A 17,433-nucleotide genomic window follows, 5' to 3' on the forward strand; every position below is an offset into this window, starting at 1 on the left:
GGCCCCCGAGAATTGCTCCGAGGCACGCGAACCGTCATTGCCGGATCACGGTTCGATTACAGCCGCTCGATGATGCCCGCCGCGCCCATGCCGGTGCCGACACACATCGTCACCATACCGTACCTCAAGTTACGGCGACGCAGACCATGCACGACGGTCGCCGCACGAATCGCGCCCGTCGCGCCGAGCGGGTGGCCCAGCGCAATCGCGCCGCCCATCGGGTTGACCTTGGCCGGATCGAGGCCGAGCTCGCGCATCACTGCCAGCGATTGCGCGGCGAACGCTTCGTTGAGTTCGATCCAATCGAGGTCGTCTTGGCTGAGCCCCGCGGCCTTGAGCGCGGCCGGAATCGCTTCCTTCGGGCCGATGCCCATCACTTCGGGCGGCACGCCGCGCACGGCGAAGCTCACGAAGCGCGCGAGCGGCGTCAGGTTGAATTGCTTGAGGATCTTCTCGGAGACGACGATCAGCGCACCGGCGCCGTCCGAGGTCTGCGAGCTGTTGCCGGCCGTGACCGAGCCCTTGTTCGCGAATACCGCGCGCAACTTCGCGAGCCCTTCGAGCGTCGTTTCGGGGCGCGGACCTTCGTCGAGCGCGATCTCGCGCGTCTTTGTCTTCACCTCGCCCGTGGCCAGATCGGGCGTACGCGCGATGACGGCGTACGGGGCGATCTCGTCCTTGAACTCGCCCGCTTGCTGCGCGGCGATCGCCTTTTGGTGCGATTCGAGCGAGAAGCGGTCTTGATCCTCGCGGCTCACCTTCCAGCGCTCGGCCACGCGCTCGGCCGTCAAGCCCATGCCGTAGGCGATGCCGAAGTTCTCGTCGGTATCGAAGATGTGCGGCGACATCGACGGCGTATTGCCCATCATCGGCACCATGCTCATCGATTCGCAGCCGCCGGCGATCATCGCATCGGCCTCGCCGACGCGGATGCGGTCGGCCGCCATCGCAAGCGCCGTCACGCCCGACGCACAGAAGCGATTGACGGTGACGCCGCCCACCGACTGCGGCAAGCCCGCGAGCAGCGCGCCGATCCGCGCGACGTTCAGGCCCTGCTCGGCCTCGGGAATCGCGCAGCCGACGATCGCGTCTTCGATGACCTTCGTGTCGAGCCCGGGCACCTGCGCCACGGCCGACTTGATCGCGTGAACGAGCAGCTCGTCCGGACGCGTGTTCTTGAATACGCCGCGCGGCGCCTTGCCGATCGGCGTGCGGCTCGCGGCGACGATGTATGCGTCTTGCAATTGTTTGCTCATTTGCAACTCCTGAATGCGTTCTGCGTTCGCCGCGTTAGTTGCGCACCGGCTTGCCGGTCTGCAGCATGCCCATGATTCGCTCTTGCGTCTTTTGCGTGCCGAGCAGATCGACGAAGGCGCGCCGCTCGAGCGTGAGCAGCCATTCTTCGTCGACGAGGCTGCCCGCTTCGACGTCGCCGCCGCAGACGGCTTCCGCGATGCGCGAGGCGATCAAGAAATCGTGCGCGCTGATGAAGTTGCCGTCGCGCATGTTGACGAGTTGCGCTTTGATCGTCGAGATCGCCGAGCGGCCCGCGACCGGGATCTGCTTGGCCGGCAGCGGCGGACGGAAGCCCGCTGCCGCGAGCGCACGCACTTCCTTCTTCGCGGTGTCGAGCAACTCGAAGACGTTGAAGACGATCGTGTCCGACGGCTTGAGGTAGCCCATCGCGCGCGCTTCGAGCGCGGAGCCCGACACCTTCGCCATCGCCGCGTTCTCGAACGACTTCGAGAGGAACTTGAGCAACTCGCCGTTCGATGCGCCGACGAGAGCGGCCGCATCGGCCGCGCGCAGTGCGGCTTCCTTCAAACCGCCGCCCGCGGGCACGAGGCCGACGCCAACTTCGACGAGACCGATGTAGCTCTCGATATGCGCGACGCGCTTGGCGCTATGGAGCATGATTTCGCATCCGCCGCCGAGCGCGATGCCCGCGACGGCCGTGACGACCGGCACGTTCGCATATTTCACGCGCAGCATGCCTTGCTGGAATTTCTTGACGAACGGCTCGACCGCCTTCGCACCGCCCATCATGAACGCGGGCATCGCTTCCTCGAGGTTGGCGCCGGCCGAGAACGGGCCGCCCGGCGTACCGAGCTTGAGCGACGTGGGCTGCCAAACGACGACGCCCTTGTACGATTTCTCGGCCAACTCGATCGCTTGCGCGAGACCGTCGAGCACGCCCGGGCCGATCGTGTTCATCTTCGTCTTGAACGAGACGATGACGACGTCGTCCTCGCCCGCGCGATCATCGACCCATGCGCGAACCGAATCGGTCTCGAACAGCGTCTTGCCGTAAGCCTTCGGATCGACCCCTGTCTCGCCGACGAGCGGCGCGCGGAACACTTGCTTGCCGTAGACGGGCAGCGTCGAGCGCGGCTCGAACTGGTTCGCGGCCGGCGAGAACGAGCCTGCGCTCGTATGCACGCCGCCCTGCTCGGCAACGGCGCCCTCGAATACCCACGACGGCAGCGGCGCGTTCGCGAGCGCCTTGCCCGCGGCGATGTCCTCTCGCACCCACTCGGCCACTTGCTTCCAGCCGGCGGCCTGCCAGCCCTCGAACGGGCCTTCGTTCCAGCCGAAGCCCCAGCGGATCGCGAGGTCGACGTCGCGCGCGTTGTCGGCAATCGACGCCAAATGCACGGCGATGTAGTGGAAGACGTCGCGGAAGATCGACCACAAGAACTGCGCCTGCGGGTGCTCCGATTCGCGCAAGAGCTTCAGACGCTCCGCCGGCGGCCGCTTCAGAATGCGGCCGATCAGTTCGTCGGCCTTCGCACCGCCCTCGACGTACTCGCCGCTCTTCGCGTCGAGCACCTTGATCGCTTTACCTTCCTTCTTGTAGAAGCCGCCGCCCGTCTTCTGACCGAGCGCGCCCTTGGCGACGAGGGCGGCCAGCACGGCCGGCGTCTCGTAGACGGGGAAGAACGGATCGTCGGCGAGATTGTCCTGCATCGTCTTGATGACGTGCGCCATCGTATCGAGACCGACGACGTCCGCGGTACGGAAAGTCGCGGACTTCGCACGGCCCAGACGCGAGCCCGTGAGATCGTCGACTTCGTCGAAGCGCAGCCCGAACTTGGCCGCTTCGGTGATGACGGCGAGAATCGAGAAGATGCCGACGCGGTTCGCGATGAAGTTCGGCGTGTCCTTCGCGCGCACGACACCCTTGCCGACGACGCTCGTCAGGAACGATTCGAGATCGTCGACGATTTGCGGCCGCGTATGCGTCGTCGGAATCAATTCGACGAGGTGCATGTAACGCGGCGGGTTGAAGAAGTGGACGCCGCAAAAGCGCGCCTTCAGCTCGTCGGAAAATCCTTCGGACAACTGAGTAATCGACAAGCCCGACGTGTTGGTGGCGAAAATCGCATGCGGCGCGAGGTGCGGCGCGACCTTCTTGTACAAATCGTGCTTCCAGTCCATCCGCTCGGCGATCGCCTCGATCACGAGATCGCATTGCGCGAGCTTGGCGATGTCGTCCTCGTAATTCGCGGGCTCGATGTAGCGGGCATCGTCCTTCGCACCGAACGGTGCGGGCGACAATTTCTTGAGGTTGTCGATCGCCTTCAAAGCGATCGCGTTCTTCGGGCCTTCCTTGGCCGGAAGGTCGAACAGCAGCACCGGCACCTTGGCGTTGATCAGGTGCGCGGCGATCTGCGCGCCCATCACGCCGGCGCCGAGCACGGCCACCTTGCGAATGATCAGATTGCTCACGTCTTTCCTCCGTCGGACTCATGCGTTTTCGCTGGCTCGATGCGCGCGTCGCACGCTGCGCTGCGAGCCATCGAGTTGCGGTAAACCTGGTTGAGCGCGGCGCGTCGTCTCGTTCGCGCCGCGCCGCTTTGGCAATCGCCTAGAATAGCGCCACGTCGACTTCCATCAACGTCTTCGAACCCGCGCGCGCCTCGCGGATCGTCTTGGCCGTCTCGGGTAAGAGTTTCGCGAAATAGAAGCGCGCCGTCGCGAGCTTGGATTGGTAGAACGGGTCGCCTGACGCTTCTTTGTCGAGTGCGATGCGCGCCATGCGTGCCCAGAAGTACGAGAAGACCAAGTGCCCGACCGTACGCAGATACGGCACGGCGGCCGCGCCCACTTCGTCCTGGTTCTGCATCGCCTTCATGCCGATTTCCATCGTCAGCTTCTGCACCTTGTCGCCGATGTCGGCGAGCGGGTTGACGAATTCCTGCATCTCGGGTTTCACGCCTTCGGCTTCGACGAAATCGGTCACGAGCTTGCCGAACTTGCGCAGCTTCGCGCCCATGTCGCCCAGCACCTTACGGCCGAGCAAATCGAGCGACTGCACGGCATTCGTGCCTTCGTAGATCATGTTGATGCGGGCATCGCGCACGTACTGCTCCATGCCCCATTCCTTGATGAAGCCGTGGCCGCCGAAGACCTGCATCGCGTGATTCGTGGATTCGAACGCGTTGTCCGACAGGAACGCCTTCAGAATCGGCGTCAGCAGCGCGACGAGATCGGCCGCTTCCTTGCGCTCGGCTTCGTCTTCGTGCGACAGCTCCTTGTCGATCTGCAGGGCCGACCAGTACGAGAACGCGCGTGCGCCTTCGGCATAGGCCTTTTGCGTGAGCAGGATGCGGCGCACGTCGGGGTGAACGATGATCGGATCGGCGGGCTTGTCCGGTGCTTTCGGGCCCGTGAGCGAGCGCATCTGCAGACGCTCTTTCGCGTAGACGAGCGAGTTTTGATAAGCGACTTCGGTCAGGCCGAGGCTTTGCATGCCCACGCCGAGACGCGCCGCGTTCATCATCACGAACATCGCTTGCAGGCCGCGATTGGGCTCGCCGACGAGCCAACCCTTGGCGTTGTCGAGATTCATCACGCAGGTGGCATTCGCGTGAATCCCCATCTTGTGTTCGATCGAACCGCACTTGATGCCGTTGCGCTCGCCCGGCTCGCCGGCCTCGTTCGGAACGAACTTCGGCACGATGAACAGCGAAATGCCCTTCGTACCCGGAGGCGCATCGGGCAGACGTGCGAGCACGAGGTGGATGATGTTCTCGGCAAGATCGTGTTCGCCGCTCGAAATGAAGATCTTCGTGCCCGTGATCGAGTACGAGCCGTTGCCGTTCGATTCGGCCTTCGTGCGCAGGATGCCCAGATCGGTGCCGCAATGCGGTTCGGTCAGACACATCGTGCCCGTCCACTTGCCTTCCACGAGCTTGGGCAGATAAACCTTCTGCTGCTCGGGCGTGCCATGCGCGCGTAGGCATTCGTACGCGCCATGCGAGAGGCCGGGATACATCGTCCACGCCTGATTGGACGAGTTCAGCATTTCGTAGAGCGCGTTGTTCACGAACGCCGGCAGTCCCTGGCCGCCATACTCGGGGTCGCAGCCGAGCGAGGGCCAGCCCGCTTCGACGTATTGGCGATACGCCTCCTTGAAACCCTTAGGAGTCCTTACGATGCCGTCGCCTTCGTAAGTGCAGCCTTCCTCGTCGCCGCTCTGGTTGAGCGGGAACAGCACTTCGGCGCAGAATTTACCGGCTTCTTCGAGCACTTGGTTGATCGTGTCGGCATCGAGGTCGGCGTGCTTGGGCATGCCTTTGACTTCGTTTTCGACGTTGAGCAGTTCGTGCAGCACGAATTGCATGTCGCGCATCGGCGCGGCGTACTGACCCATGACTTCCTCCAAAGGTTTGCAGCAGTGAGATCGAGCCGCCAGCGACGATGTCGACGCGCCAGTCGACACTCCACTAACGGCTTTCGCTCTGAGATAAATCGCCACCACGCTCGCTTCGTTCGCTGCCCTCGTCGGGGACCTCAGCGTGCTCGATGCCGCCCGGCACGCTCCGATACGAAACGATCGTCTTTTCCAGCGCGGCCCACGTGAGACGAGCGGCATCGGGCAGATGCAGGAAGCGCGCGTCGTGATGCAGACCGAGCGTGAAGCTATACAGTTCGAACAGCATCAGGTTCGGATCGGTATCCGAGCGCAGATGCCCTTCTTCAACGGCTTGCGAAATGGCCCGCAGCAACGCCGCCCGCCAGGTCGAAACGCTCAGCACGAGCTGCTCGCGCACGGGGTTGTCGCCGCGGTCGTCGTATTCGACGGCGCCGCTGATGTAGATGCATCCCGTCATCACTTCCTGGATGCGCCGCTCCATCCAGCGGCCCAGCATCGCGCGCAATCTCGGCAAGCCGCGCGGCTCGCGCAGGCTCGGGAAAAACACCTCCTCTTCAAAACGGCGGTGGTATTCACGAACCACTTCGACCTGCAAGTCCTCGCGCGATCCGAAATGCGCAAAAACGCCGCTCTTGCTCATCTGCATGCGTTCGGCCAGCAAGCCGATCGTCAAGCCCTCGAGCCCATCGCGGCTCGCAAGATCGAGCGCTGCCTCTAGAATCGCCGCGCGCGTTTGTTCACCTTTTCGCATAGCCTCTCTATACCGTTCCTATCGCTGTGCAGTCAAAAATCGAACGGCCGTACTATTATTGAGCGCGGCCGTCCGCGAAACAAGGACTTTATTAGAAACCGGAATCTAACCGGGCGGGCAGTTTCGCAAGGCTTAGTCGTACCCGCCGACCGTGAGCAGTTTCATCGACGCGCGGTACATCGCATACGCGCACCAGGTCGTCAAGCGCTCGAGCCAGTGCCGCGCCGCGTAGCGTGCCGGGTCGATGGGGTGTGCCTCGTCGAACGCCGCCAGCATCGCCTCGCGCAATTGACCGATCTCAGGATGCTCGAGCAGCACCACGTTCGCCTCGTTGTTCAGCACGAGGCTCAGCGCGTCGAGATTGGACGATCCGATCGTGGCCCAATTCGAATCGACGACCGCCACCTTGCCGTGCAGCAACGTCTTCTCGTACTCGGCGATCTGCGCGCCCGCCGTCAAGAACGTTCGATAAAGATAAGGCACTGCGCGATCGAGCGCGGGGAATTCGTTGCGGCCTATCAGCAAGCGCACGTTCACGCCGCGTCGTGCCGCGCGCGCCAACGCGCGCAGCAGCCTGCGCCCGGGCATGAAGTACGGGTTGGCCACCAGAATTTCGTGTCGCGCGCGCCCGATGGCGACGAGATACGCCTTCTCGATCGCGCGCCGATTCACGAGGTTGTCGCGGGCGATGAACGCCACGCTGGGGCCCTTCGGGGTGCGCCCGGATGCGCGCGCCAACCGCCGCGACGGCGACGACGCGCCGCCCGCCGCGCTGTCGGCGCGCAGTTCGAGCGCGCTCGACACCGATTGCGTGTAGGGCCGGTGGCCGAGCGCGAGGCGCCGCCACTGCGTATCCAAGGCGGCGCCGACGCGCGCAACGACGGGCCCCGTCAACTCGACGGCGAAATCCCAGCGCGGGCGCGGGAGGCGAGCGCCAGTCGCGGCGAAGTCGTCGACGATATTGATGCCACCGCAAAAGGCAACCCGCTCGTCGACGAGCGCGAGCTTGCGGTGCGTGCGCGACAAGCCGAATCGACCGAACACGCCGAACCAGCCGGGGTTGTAGACGCGATGCTCGATGCCGGCCGCCCCCCAGGCGTCGAACAGCGCGAGGCGGCCGGTGCCCAGCCCGTCCGTGATCACGCGCACGCGTACGCCGCGATGCGCCGCGCGCACGAGCGCATCGGAAACGGCCCGACCCGCTTCGTCGTCGCAAAAAATATAGGTTTCGAGGGCAACACTCGCGCGCGCCGAATCGACATGGGCAATCAATGCGTCGAAGTAATCGGCCCCGCTGCTGAAGAGCCGCACGCCATTGCCTGCCGTGAAGGCGAGCCGCGACGCGCGGCGTCGCGATACGAGCGCCGCCCCGATGCGCGCGAGTCGACGCGCGCCGTGTCCGCTCATGCGCCCTCGGGCGGCTTGGGGGAGTCAGCCGGCGCGCCCGACGCCGCCGGGCTCGCACGCAAGCGGCGCGGCAGTTGCAAGATCGCGTCGCGATTCGATGAGGAAAAGCAGCGCGCGGCCGCTTGTTCGTAAGGCAGCCACAGATACGCCGTATGCTCGCGGGGCGCGAGCGTGATCTCGAGCCGATGGGGCACCACGAGCCCAAACCAATGCTCGACGTTACGCGTAACGCCTTCGGCATAGCGATGCCGCCAGACCGGATAGATTTCATACTCGATCAGCTCGCCCCAATCGACGAGCGCGTCGAGCGGCACGAGCGGCCCGCCGGCGACGATGCCTGTCTCTTCGGCGACTTCGCGCACGGCGGTTTCGAAGAGCGGTTCGTCCACGCGATCTTTCGACCCCGTCACCGACTGCCAAAAGCCGGGGCGATCCGCCCGTTCGATGATGAGCACATCCAGCGCCGGCGTGTAGATGACGACGAGCACCGACTCGGGAATTTTCGGCGGTTTGAGCATTGTGTTCGATCGATTCGCGACTGTGCGACTTAGCGTTACGCGTTTGTCCGTCAGCATAGCGCGCCGGCCGCAGATATGGCACCCGGCCGCTACGTCGGCCCGACCCAATCGGACCGTCGCCCGTGCGGGCGCATAAGAAAAAAGGCGCTCGCGCGCCTTCTCCCTTTGCTGCCAGACTCCGCCAAGCGTTACGCCTTCGGCTGCTCCGGCTGCCTCAAGCGAATGTGCAGCTCTCGCAATTGGCGCTCGTCGACAGGGCTCGGCGCCTGCGTCAGCAGACACTGCGCGCGCTGCGTCTTCGGGAACGCAATCACGTCGCGGATCGAATCGGCACCGGCCATCATGGTCACGATCCGGTCGAGGCCGAACGCGATCCCACCGTGCGGCGGCGCGCCGTATTGCAGCGCGTCGAGCAGGAAGCCGAACTTCGCACGGGCTTCCTCGTCGTTGATCTTCAGCGCGCGGAACACCTTGGTCTGCACGTCTTCGCGATAGATCCGCACCGAACCGCCGCCGATTTCCCAGCCGTTCAGCACCATGTCGTACGCCTTCGCGAGGCAACGACCCGGATCGGTCTCGAGGAACTCGAGGTGCTCGTCCTTCGGGCTCGTGAACGGGTGGTGCGCGGCGACGTGGCGCGCCTCTTCCTCGTCGTACTCGAACATCGGGAAGTCGATCACCCACAGCGGCTTCCAGCCCGCTTCGACAAGGCCGCTCGCCTTGCCGAAATCGGAGTGACCGATCTTCAAGCGCAAAGCGCCGAGGCTGTCGTTGACGACCTTCGCGCGGTCGGCCGCGAAGAAGATGATGTCGCCGTCTTGGGCGCCGGTGCGCTCGAGGATCGCCGCGATCGCCGCATCGTGCAGGTTCTTCACGATCGGGCTTTGCAGGCCGTCACGCCCCTTGGCGGCTTCGTTGACCTTGATCCATGCCAGCCCCTTCGCGCCATAGATACGCACGAATTCGGTATAGCCGTCGATGTCGCCACGCGAAAGCTCGCCGCCCTTGGGCACGCGCAGCGCAGCCACGCGGCCGTCCTTCGAGTTGGCCGGCGTGCTGAACACCTTGAATTCGACGTCCTTCATCGCGTCGGTGAGCTCGGTGAATTCGAGCTTCACGCGCAGGTCCGGCTTGTCCGAGCCGAAGCGCGCCATCGCATCCGAGTACTGCATGACGGGGAACGGCGCGTCGAGCGCGACGCCGATCGTCTCCTTGAAGACGTGGCGAATCATCTGCTCGAACAGGTCGCGAATTTCCTGCTCGGTGAGGAACGACGTCTCGCAGTCGATCTGCGTGAATTCGGGCTGACGATCGGCGCGCAAGTCTTCGTCGCGGAAGCACTTGACGATCTGGTAGTAGCGATCGAAGTTCGCCACCATCAGGAGCTGCTTGAACAGTTGCGGCGATTGCGGCAGCGCGAAGAACTGCCCCGCGTTCACGCGCGACGGCACGAGGTAGTCGCGCGCGCCTTCGGGCGTGCTCTTCGTGAGCATCGGCGTTTCGATGTCGATGAACCCTTGCGCGTCGAGGTACTTGCGCACTTCCATCGCGACGCGATAGCGCAAGCGCAGGTTGTTCTGCATCTGCGGGCGGCGCAGATCGAGCACGCGATGCGTGAGACGCGTGGTTTCGGAAAGGTTGTCGTCGTCGAGCTGGAACGGCGGAGTGACCGACGCATTGAGTACCGTCAACTCATGGCACAGCACCTCGATCTTGCCGCTCTTCAAGCCGGCGTTGACGGTGCCCTCGGGGCGATTGCGCACGCTGCCCACGACGCGCACGCAAAACTCGTTGCGCACGCCCTCGGCGATCTTGAACATCTCGGCGCGATCAGGGTCGCAAACGACTTGGACGAGCCCTTCGCGATCGCGCAAGTCGATGAAAATGACGCCGCCATGGTCGCGCCGACGATGCACCCAGCCGCACAGCGACACGGTTTGGCCCAGCAGGTGTTCGGTCACCAGACCGCAGTATTCAGTTCTCATCGACATGGTATTCGTCATTCGTTTGGCATAAGGGAGCCACGCGCGCGGGTCGAAACCGGCCGCGCTGCGGCATTAAAGGGGCGGCTCGACCGGACGGCGCGCCGGTGCGCTCGCCGGTATTTGCGGGGCGACGACGCCCATCGAGACGATGTACTTGAGCGCGGCATCGACCGTCATGTCGAGCTCGACGACTTCCGCCTTGCGGACCATCAGGAAAAAGCCCGAGGTCGGGTTCGGTGTCGTCGGCACGTAGACGCTCACGTGCTCGTCTTGCAAGTGATTGACCACGTCGCCGCCCGGGATGCCCGTGAGGAACGCGATCGTGTACGAGCCGCGGCGCGGGTATTCGATCAGCAACGCCTTGCGAAATGCGTTCCCGCTGCTCGACAGCAGCGTGTCGGACACCTGCTTCACGCTCGTATAGAGCGGGCCGACGATCGGGATGTGCCGCAAGATCGCATCCCACCAGGTGACGAGCTTTTGCCCGACGAAGTTCTGCGTGAACAGCCCGACGACGAAAATGAACGCGAGCGTCAGCAGCGCGCCGACACCAGGCAGATGGAACCCGAACAGTTTTTCGGGTTGCCACGATTCGGGCAGCAGCAGCAGTGTTTGGTCCATCGTGCCGATGATGAGCCCGAGCACCCAGAGCGTGATCGCCAAGGGTACGAGGACCAGCAAACCGGTCAAGAACACGGATTTCAACGTCGTCTTTTTCATGTGTACCGCCAGAGAACCGCTTGGGAATGAATCGGCGCGTTTTCTCGCGCCGCCGCACGCCGCGACTCGATGCGTGCGACGACGTCCCGGCACGTGTCGCAGCCGGCGTGAGGCTGCGGGCGACGCACTCCGGCGACGCTCGCCTACGCGTCGGACGCGCTCGGCGCTGTCGTGCTGGCCGGCTGCGAAGCGGTGCTCTCCGACTTCGTCTCGGACTTCGCTTCCGGCTTCGCTTCCGATTTTTCCGCCGCTGCGCCGCTCGACGCGGCCGCATTCGAGTCGGCCTTCGGCCCGGCACTCGACCCGTTCGAGCCGCCGCGGAAATCGGTAACGTACCAACCCGAGCCCTTCAACTGGAAGCCGGCAGCCGTCACCTGCTTACGAAATGTGTCCTTTTCGCATTGCGGGCACTGCGACAGCGGCGCATCGCTCATCTTTTGGAGCACGTCTTTCGCGAAGCCGCATGATTCGCAACGGTAGGCGTAGATCGGCATGATTCTGTTCCCGACTATTTCCGACAAAAAAACGGTTAAGCGCTTGCAAAGCGGTGAATTATAGCCGCAATTGGCCACGCCCCGGCTGAGGGGCGCGCGCGGCGTCGCGGTTTCCGAAATGAGGGCGGCGATACCGGAAATCAACCCCGCCGTGCAAGCCGGTATCGGGCCGACCGCCCGTGGCGAGTGCCGCTCACCGCCTGCGCCAGGTCATCCAGCGCTCGCGGCCCGCGAACACGGGTATCGAATCGGCAACGGGTTCGTCCTCGACGAGTTCGAACGACGGGCCCAGCAACGCGTCGAGCTCGCCCCGCGAGATGCCGAACGGCGGCCCCTTGGGCATGTCATCGAAGAAGAAAAAGCCCGCGAGCAATCCGCCAGGGGCGAGCAACGAGGCCATCTGCGACGCGTAGTCGGCGCGGCGCACCGGCGGCAGCGCGCAGAGAAACGCTCGCTCGTAGATCCAACCCGGTGCGAGCGGCGGCCGATAGGTGAAGAAATCGGCTTGCTCGACAAGCGCCGCGTGTGGCCCGAGTTGCTTGCGGGCCGCGGCGACGGCGTCGGCGGAAAAATCGATGGCGTGGACTCTCCAGCCGGCCCGCGCGAGCCAGAGGGCTTCGTGGGCGCTGCCGCAGCCCGGAATGAGGACCGGCTGCGGCGGCGCCGAGCGCGCGGCGAACGCCGCAAACGCCGCGGGCACCCCTGCCTGGTCCCACGGCGTGAAGCCTTGACGAAAGCGCTCGTCCCAGAACGCGGCCGTGTTCGGATCGCGCGTGGTAAAAGCGGGCACCGCGCCACCGGCGGGCGGCACCGGAGACGAAGGAGCGGACGACGGCTTGTTCATCGGATTACCCTCCATACGCGTAGGCCAGCCATGCGCGCGCAACCACGGCGCCGACGCCGACCGCCACGCCGAATACCAACAGCGCTTGCAGCAGCCTGTTCGTGCGCTTTTGCTCGAGCAGCAGCAGCCTGATCGCCGCGTCGTGCGTCCCGCGCGTGCCGTCGTGCCGCTCGGCGAGCAGGTGATGAACGAGACGCGGCAGCTGCGGCAGCGTCTTGCTCCACTGCGGCATCTCGACCTTGAGCCGCTCGTACCAGCCGCGCCAGCCGATTTGCTCGTTCATCCACCGCTCGAGGTAAGGCTTGGCGGTCTTCCAGAGATCGAGCTCCGGATCGAGCGAGCGGCCGAGCCCCTCGACGTTGAGCATCGTCTTCTGCAGCAAAACGAGTTGCGGCTGAATTTCGACGTTGAAACGACGCGACGTGGAGAAGAGCCGCAGCAGCACCTGCCCGAGCGAGATGTCTTTGAGCGCGCGATCGAAGTACGGCTCGCAGACGGCCCGAATGGCGCTTTCGAGCTCTTCGACGCGCGTGGTAGGCGGCACCCAGCCCGATTCCAAATGCAGCGTGGCGACGCGGTGATAGTCGCGCTTGAAGAAGGCCAGGAAATTTTGCGCCAGATAGTTTTTGTCGAAATCGGACAGCGCGCCGATGATCCCGAAATCGAGCGCGATATAGCGGCCGAAATGGGCCGAATTGAGGCTGACTTGAATGTTGCCCGGGTGCATGTCCGCGTGGAAAAAACCGTCGCGGAATACCTGGGTAAAGAAGATTTCGACACCTTCGCGCGCGAGCTTCGGAATGTCGACGCCCGCCGCCCGCAACGTCTCGACCTGGCTGATCGGCACGCCGACCATGCGCTCCATGACGAGCACGTTCGGCGTACAGAACTCCCAGTACATTTCGGGCACGAGCAGCAGATCGAGCCCCGCGAAATTGCGCCGAAGCTGGCTGCCGTTCGCCGCTTCGCGCATGAGATCGAGCTCGTCGTGCAGGTATTTGTCGAACTCCCCGACGACTTCGCGCGGCTTCAGCCGCTTGCCGTCGGCCCAGAGCCGCTCGGCCCAGATGGCCAAGTCGCGCAGCAGCGCCAGATCGGAATCGATCACGGGCAACATGTTCGGCCGCAAAACTTTGATCGCGACGTTCTTGCCCGCGTGCTGGCCCGCCCTCACCTTCGCGAAATGGACCTGCGCGATCGACGCACTGGCTATCGGCACCCGCTCGAAGTCGTCGAATAGGATGTCGACCTTCGCACCGAGCGCCTTTTCGATGATGTCGATCGCGACGGCCGAATCGAACGGCGGCACCTGATCCTGCAGCTTGGCGAGTTCGGTGGCGACGTCGAGCGAGAGCAGATCGCGGCGCGTCGACAACACTTGGCCGAACTTGACGAAGATCGGCCCGAGGCTTTCGAGCGCGAGCCGCAGCCGCACGGCCGGCGGCGACGTGTAACGGCGGCCGATCGTGCCGATGCGCACGAGCAACCGGACCCGCCGGTCACTGATGCGGCTCAGCATCATTTCGTCGAGGCCGAAGCGCCAGACGGTGTAGACGATCTTGATGAAACGCAATAGACGCATGACAGGCCCGCTCGCTATTGCACGCGGCGCAAAGCGCCTGCATGACGCGCGAGCGCTTGTTGGTCGAGCCGCTCGATCCGTTTTTCGACGCGGGCGAGCGCATCGCGCGTGCGCGCAAGCTCGGCGTTGAACACATCGAGCCCATCGCGACGCACGAGCTGCGGGTTTTCGTCGAGCAAGTATTCGGCGATCGAATCGCGCAGGCTACGGCCCGCGCGCAACGCCTGCTCGCCCGCCGTGCGAACGAGTTCGGCCGCCCGATGGGCCGCGGCGTCGCCGATCAGCTTCGCCAAGTCTTCCTCGGGCTCCCAGCGAAGATGTTCGGCCAGCTTCGCGAGTTGCGTGGCGAATTCGGCGTCGCCCTCGATCTTCACATGCTTCATGACCGCCGCCTGGCCGCCCTGGATGAAGGCCGGCAGCGCGTCGGCCCCGATCGCGAGCGAGACGTCTACCGCGCGCGCGTCGATTTCGTCGACGGCGCTCAGATAGCCGTCGGACTCCACGGCGAGGGTCAAGACGATCGACGCGAACGTGACACGGGCCGTCTTGCCGGCGTATGGCGCGAGGCGTTCGCGGGCCCACGCTTCGCGAGCGAGCAAGTGATTGACGGCGGCGGCAAAGGGCTTGGCGGCAAAAGTCATTGGAGCGCAATAAAAAGCCCGCGCGGGCGGCAGCCGACGCGGGCCTCTATTGTAGCGCCCGATCGCCAAGGCACCGGCGATCGGCAAACGGCCTATGGCGAACGGGTAGATGCGCTTAGTGCGCCGCTTGTTCGATGCCCGCGAGCAGCCAGCCGTCGGCGCCGCGCTTGGGCTTGATCAATTGCCACGCTTCCGCGAACGGTTGCGCGGCGGAATCGGCCGCTTCGCGAATCAAGCCGTTGTAGCGCACGCTCGCGCGGTACTCGAAGGCATCTTCGGCGACATCGATCAACTCGGCGAAAAGCTGCACGACGTCGGTGTCGCTACGGCCGCCGCTGCGCGCATCGAACTCGCGCTTCAGTTCGGCGAACATCTCCGGTGTCGAAAAGGTGCGAATGTCGCTCAGGTCACCGGCATCCCATGCGGCCTGCAGCCGGACGAAGTTGAGTTTGGCATGGTGAAGAAACGCGCGCTCGTCGAAATCGGCCGGACGAGCGAAGGCGGCATGCTCCGCGGCCACTGACGCACCGGCAGCACCGACCACGCCGACGGCCTCCGCCGGCTCACCGCCGGCGAAAGCGGTACGGCCCATCGGCAAAGCACCGCCCGCCGCGGCCAGTGCGGGCTCGGTCTGCCGACGACGCATCGAGAGCAGCTTGCGCACGAGCCAAATCCCGACCATGGCCATCAGCGCAACGACGATCACGTTCGCCATTGCGCTCGCGAACGCCGCCCCTAAGCCGAAGTGCGACAACAGCGCGGCAATGCCGAGCCCGGCCGCGAGACCGGCGATCGGCCCGAGCCAGCGTGAGCGGGCCGGCGCGGCAACCGGGGTGGATGGGGTACTGGGCGCGTTCTGGGCGCGCTGCGCCTGCGTGCCCGCCTGCGCCGAACGCCCCGGCTGCTGCGCGGGTGGTGCGCTATCACGCTGAACGGTTTGAGACTGGCGCCCGATGCTGCGGCCGCCGCCCAACCGCTTGGCCTCGGCATCGAGGGTTGCCAGGGCGCCGACGGCGATCATCGCTGCCACTGCAACGAGCCGGATTCGCTTCGTCAAATGCCATGAAAGGTTTTTGGAAGAATGAAGAAGCGAATCGGTCATGCTGGCATCCCCTATGAAAACAATAAGTTAGGGGCGCTAGTACTTCACCCCTGAGTGCAAGGCTACCACGCCACCTGACAAATTGTAATATTTGACGACATCCAAGCCGGCCTGCTCCATCATCGTCTTCAATGTGTCTTGGTCCGGGTGCATCCGGATCGACTCTGCAAGATAGCGATAACTGTCGGCATCTTTCGCGAACCGCTCGCCAAGCCACGGCAACACCTTGAACGAGTAGACGTCGTAGGCTTTCTTCAACGGCTCCCACACCTTCGAGAACTCGAGCACGAGCAAACGGCCGCCGGGCTTCAGCACGCGCCGCATCTCGGAAAGCGCCACTTCCTTGCGCGTCATGTTGCGCAGCCCGAACGCCACCGTGACTACGTTGAAGTAGTTATCGGGAAAGGGGATTTTCTCTGCGTCGCAGAGCAGCGACGGCGTCACGATGCCGCGATCGATCAGGCGGTCGCGCCCCACGCGCAGCATCGATTCGTTGATGTCGGTCAGCCAAACCTCGCCGCTCGGCCCCGCCTGCTTCGCGAACGTCTTGGACAGATCGCCCGTGCCGCCGGCGATGTCGAGCACCTTGTAGCCGGGCCGCACGTTCGCCTGTGCGATCGTGAACTGCTTCCAGACGCGGTGCAGCCCACCCGACATCAGGTCGTTCATCAGGTCGTAGTTCGTCGCGACCGAGTGGAACACGCCTGCCACTTTCTTCGCCTTATCCTGCTCGTTGACGGTTTCGAAGCCGAAGTGGGTTTTGCTCATCGCGTTTATCCTCCGCGCTTTCTCAAATTAATGGCTCAGTGGCAATGGCCGCGCGCAGCGCCGGGCGCCGCCATCGGCGCGTCGCGGTCGAGCCCGGCTGCCGCGAGCTTGTCGAAGTAGGCGCGCCAAAGCTCGTCTTGACGCGTCGCCAGATCGTAGAGCAAATCCCACGAATAGATGCCGGTAGCATGGCCGTCCGAGAACGTCGGCTGCAGCGCGTAGTTGCCGACGCCGTCGATCGACACGACCGTCACGTCGCGCTTGCCGGTTTGCGGCGTCTCTTGTCCGGGCCCGTGTCCGCGCACCTCGGCCGAGGGCGAATAGACCCGCATCAATTCGAAAGGAATCCGATAGCTCAGTCCGTTTGCGTACTGCAGTTCCAGCGCGCGCGATTTTGCATGAACGACGATGCTCGTGGGCACCGGCGTATTCGAAGTCAGTCCGCTCATCTCTTGCCTCTCATTCCAAACCCGCCGCACGGCCGCGGCCTACCCTGCCTGCGACATGACGCGCGCCGTCACTCGAATGCCTGCGCCATCTCGTGCCGCAAGGCCTCGGCGATGAGCGTCGCGTGCGCGTGTCGCTGCGAAAGCAGCGCCTCCGAGACGGCGCGCTGCCGGGGCGCCCAGATCGGCAGCGGGAAATGCGCGTCGTTCGTGAAACGCGGGATCACGTGCCAATGCACGTGCGGCACCTGATTGCCGAGGCTCGCGAGATTCACCTTCGCAGGCGCCAGCACGCGCCGCACCGCGCGCTCGGTCGCGTACACGGCGAGCATGACGCGCTGGCGCTCGTCCGGCTGCAAATCGGAAAACTCGGCCACGTGCGCGTTCCAGATCACGCGGCAGAAGCCCGGATAGTCGTGCTCGTCGGCCAACACGACGCGCAATGCATCGTCTTGCCAGAGCACGACCCCGCCTTCCTCACGGCAAAATACGCAATCCATCTTGGCCCCTTCGCGT

At 64.5% G+C, this 17,433-nt stretch carries 16 protein-coding genes; all 16 read right to left on the reverse strand.

The window, feature by feature from the left end:
- Nucleotides 1-56: 56 nt before the first annotated feature.
- The 16 genes from J3485_RS15910 to J3485_RS15985 all read right to left on the reverse strand — a co-directional run bounded on the left by J3485_RS15910 (nt 57) and on the right by J3485_RS15985 (nt 17,417).
- On the reverse strand, nt 57-1,256 hold the full coding sequence (locus J3485_RS15910) for an acetyl-CoA C-acyltransferase (RefSeq protein WP_206954346.1): 1,200 nt from the start codon (nt 1,254-1,256) through the stop codon (nt 57-59).
- A gap of 34 nt (nt 1,257-1,290) precedes the next feature.
- Nucleotides 1,291-3,729: a 3-hydroxyacyl-CoA dehydrogenase/enoyl-CoA hydratase family protein gene (locus tag J3485_RS15915; RefSeq protein ID WP_206954349.1), complete on the reverse strand. Its 2,439-nt coding sequence runs from the start codon at nt 3,727-3,729 to the stop codon at nt 1,291-1,293.
- 139 nt (nt 3,730-3,868) lie between these two features.
- On the reverse strand, nt 3,869-5,656 hold the full coding sequence (locus J3485_RS15920; protein WP_206954351.1) for an acyl-CoA dehydrogenase C-terminal domain-containing protein: 1,788 nt from the start codon (nt 5,654-5,656) through the stop codon (nt 3,869-3,871).
- Nucleotides 5,657-5,729: 73 nt separating this feature from the next.
- Nucleotides 5,730-6,410 carry a TetR/AcrR family transcriptional regulator gene (locus J3485_RS15925; RefSeq protein ID WP_242538585.1) on the reverse strand — a complete coding sequence of 227 codons (681 nt, stop codon included), beginning with the start codon at nt 6,408-6,410 and terminating at the stop codon, nt 5,730-5,732.
- 132 nt (nt 6,411-6,542) lie between these two features.
- Nucleotides 6,543-7,817, reverse strand: coding sequence for a cardiolipin synthase ClsB (gene clsB, locus J3485_RS15930; protein WP_206954355.1), 1,275 nt, complete (start codon nt 7,815-7,817; stop codon nt 6,543-6,545).
- A complete protein-coding gene (gene nudB / locus J3485_RS15935) occupies nt 7,814-8,335 on the reverse strand; it encodes a dihydroneopterin triphosphate diphosphatase (protein ID WP_206954356.1) in 522 nt (173 codons plus the stop codon). The genes clsB and nudB overlap by 4 nt, the downstream gene beginning before the upstream one ends.
- 188 nt (nt 8,336-8,523) lie before the next feature.
- A complete protein-coding gene (aspS, locus tag J3485_RS15940) occupies nt 8,524-10,326 on the reverse strand; it encodes an aspartate--tRNA ligase (RefSeq protein ID WP_206954358.1) in 1,803 nt (600 codons plus the stop codon).
- Between the two features lie 66 nt (nt 10,327-10,392).
- Nucleotides 10,393-11,040 carry a DUF502 domain-containing protein gene (locus J3485_RS15945; RefSeq protein ID WP_206954360.1) on the reverse strand — a complete coding sequence of 216 codons (648 nt, stop codon included), beginning with the start codon at nt 11,038-11,040 and terminating at the stop codon, nt 10,393-10,395.
- Nucleotides 11,041-11,183: 143 nt separating this feature from the next.
- Entirely contained in the window at nt 11,184-11,534 is a 351-nt protein-coding gene (locus J3485_RS15950; RefSeq protein ID WP_206954362.1) for an FmdB family zinc ribbon protein, read from the reverse strand.
- Between the two features lie 193 nt (nt 11,535-11,727).
- Nucleotides 11,728-12,393: a methyltransferase domain-containing protein gene (locus J3485_RS15955; RefSeq protein ID WP_206954364.1), complete on the reverse strand. Its 666-nt coding sequence runs from the start codon at nt 12,391-12,393 to the stop codon at nt 11,728-11,730.
- Nucleotides 12,383-13,960, reverse strand: a complete 1,578-nt coding sequence (gene ubiB, locus J3485_RS15960) for a ubiquinone biosynthesis regulatory protein kinase UbiB (protein ID WP_206954371.1) — start codon at nt 13,958-13,960, stop codon at nt 12,383-12,385. The genes J3485_RS15955 and ubiB overlap by 11 nt, the downstream gene beginning before the upstream one ends.
- A 14-nt stretch (nt 13,961-13,974) precedes the next feature.
- Nucleotides 13,975-14,601 (reverse strand): ubiquinone biosynthesis accessory factor UbiJ, encoded by a 627-nt coding sequence (locus tag J3485_RS15965; RefSeq protein WP_206954374.1) that lies wholly within the window; start codon nt 14,599-14,601, stop codon nt 13,975-13,977.
- A gap of 115 nt (nt 14,602-14,716) precedes the next feature.
- Nucleotides 14,717-15,703, reverse strand: a complete 987-nt coding sequence (locus tag J3485_RS15970) for a Tim44 domain-containing protein (protein WP_206954376.1) — start codon at nt 15,701-15,703, stop codon at nt 14,717-14,719.
- A gap of 36 nt (nt 15,704-15,739) precedes the next feature.
- Nucleotides 15,740-16,471 (reverse strand): bifunctional demethylmenaquinone methyltransferase/2-methoxy-6-polyprenyl-1,4-benzoquinol methylase UbiE, encoded by a 732-nt coding sequence (gene ubiE, locus J3485_RS15975; RefSeq protein ID WP_206954379.1) that lies wholly within the window; start codon nt 16,469-16,471, stop codon nt 15,740-15,742.
- Nucleotides 16,472-16,506: 35 nt separating this feature from the next.
- The gene (locus J3485_RS15980; protein ID WP_206954381.1) at nt 16,507-16,920 is read right to left on the reverse strand and encodes a gamma-butyrobetaine hydroxylase family protein; all 414 of its coding nucleotides are present in this window, start codon (nt 16,918-16,920) and stop codon (nt 16,507-16,509) included.
- 68 nt (nt 16,921-16,988) lie between these two features.
- Entirely contained in the window at nt 16,989-17,417 is a 429-nt protein-coding gene (locus J3485_RS15985) for an HIT family protein (RefSeq protein WP_206954383.1), read from the reverse strand.
- Between the last annotated feature and the right edge of the window lie 16 nt (nt 17,418-17,433).

It is taken from the genome of Trinickia acidisoli (assembly GCF_017315725.1).
Lineage (GTDB): Bacteria > Pseudomonadota > Gammaproteobacteria > Burkholderiales > Burkholderiaceae > Trinickia > Trinickia acidisoli.

What these genes read in the sequence shown, in the direction of transcription:
- J3485_RS15965 (WP_206954374.1), bottom strand. Translation starts at nt 14,601, where the DNA reads ATGACTTTTGCCGCCAAGCCCTTTGCCGCCGCCGTCAATCACTTGCTC.
- J3485_RS15920 (WP_206954351.1), bottom strand. Translation starts at nt 5,656, where the DNA reads ATGGGTCAGTACGCCGCGCCGATGCGCGACATGCAATTCGTGCTGCAC.
- J3485_RS15970 (WP_206954376.1), bottom strand. Translation starts at nt 15,703, where the DNA reads ATGACCGATTCGCTTCTTCATTCTTCCAAAAACCTTTCATGGCATTTG.
- J3485_RS15985 (WP_206954383.1), bottom strand. Translation starts at nt 17,417, where the DNA reads ATGGATTGCGTATTTTGCCGTGAGGAAGGCGGGGTCGTGCTCTGGCAA.
- ubiE (WP_206954379.1), bottom strand. Translation starts at nt 16,471, where the DNA reads ATGAGCAAAACCCACTTCGGCTTCGAAACCGTCAACGAGCAGGATAAG.
- J3485_RS15925 (WP_242538585.1), bottom strand. Translation starts at nt 6,410, where the DNA reads ATGCGAAAAGGTGAACAAACGCGCGCGGCGATTCTAGAGGCAGCGCTC.
- aspS (WP_206954358.1), bottom strand. Translation starts at nt 10,326, where the DNA reads ATGTCGATGAGAACTGAATACTGCGGTCTGGTGACCGAACACCTGCTG.
- clsB (WP_206954355.1), bottom strand. Translation starts at nt 7,817, where the DNA reads ATGAGCGGACACGGCGCGCGTCGACTCGCGCGCATCGGGGCGGCGCTC.
- J3485_RS15955 (WP_206954364.1), bottom strand. Translation starts at nt 12,393, where the DNA reads ATGGAGGGTAATCCGATGAACAAGCCGTCGTCCGCTCCTTCGTCTCCG.
- nudB (WP_206954356.1), bottom strand. Translation starts at nt 8,335, where the DNA reads ATGCTCAAACCGCCGAAAATTCCCGAGTCGGTGCTCGTCGTCATCTAC.
- J3485_RS15980 (WP_206954381.1), bottom strand. Translation starts at nt 16,920, where the DNA reads ATGAGCGGACTGACTTCGAATACGCCGGTGCCCACGAGCATCGTCGTT.
- J3485_RS15950 (WP_206954362.1), bottom strand. Translation starts at nt 11,534, where the DNA reads ATGCCGATCTACGCCTACCGTTGCGAATCATGCGGCTTCGCGAAAGAC.
- ubiB (WP_206954371.1), bottom strand. Translation starts at nt 13,960, where the DNA reads ATGCGTCTATTGCGTTTCATCAAGATCGTCTACACCGTCTGGCGCTTC.
- J3485_RS15945 (WP_206954360.1), bottom strand. Translation starts at nt 11,040, where the DNA reads ATGAAAAAGACGACGTTGAAATCCGTGTTCTTGACCGGTTTGCTGGTC.
- J3485_RS15910 (WP_206954346.1), bottom strand. Translation starts at nt 1,256, where the DNA reads ATGAGCAAACAATTGCAAGACGCATACATCGTCGCCGCGAGCCGCACG.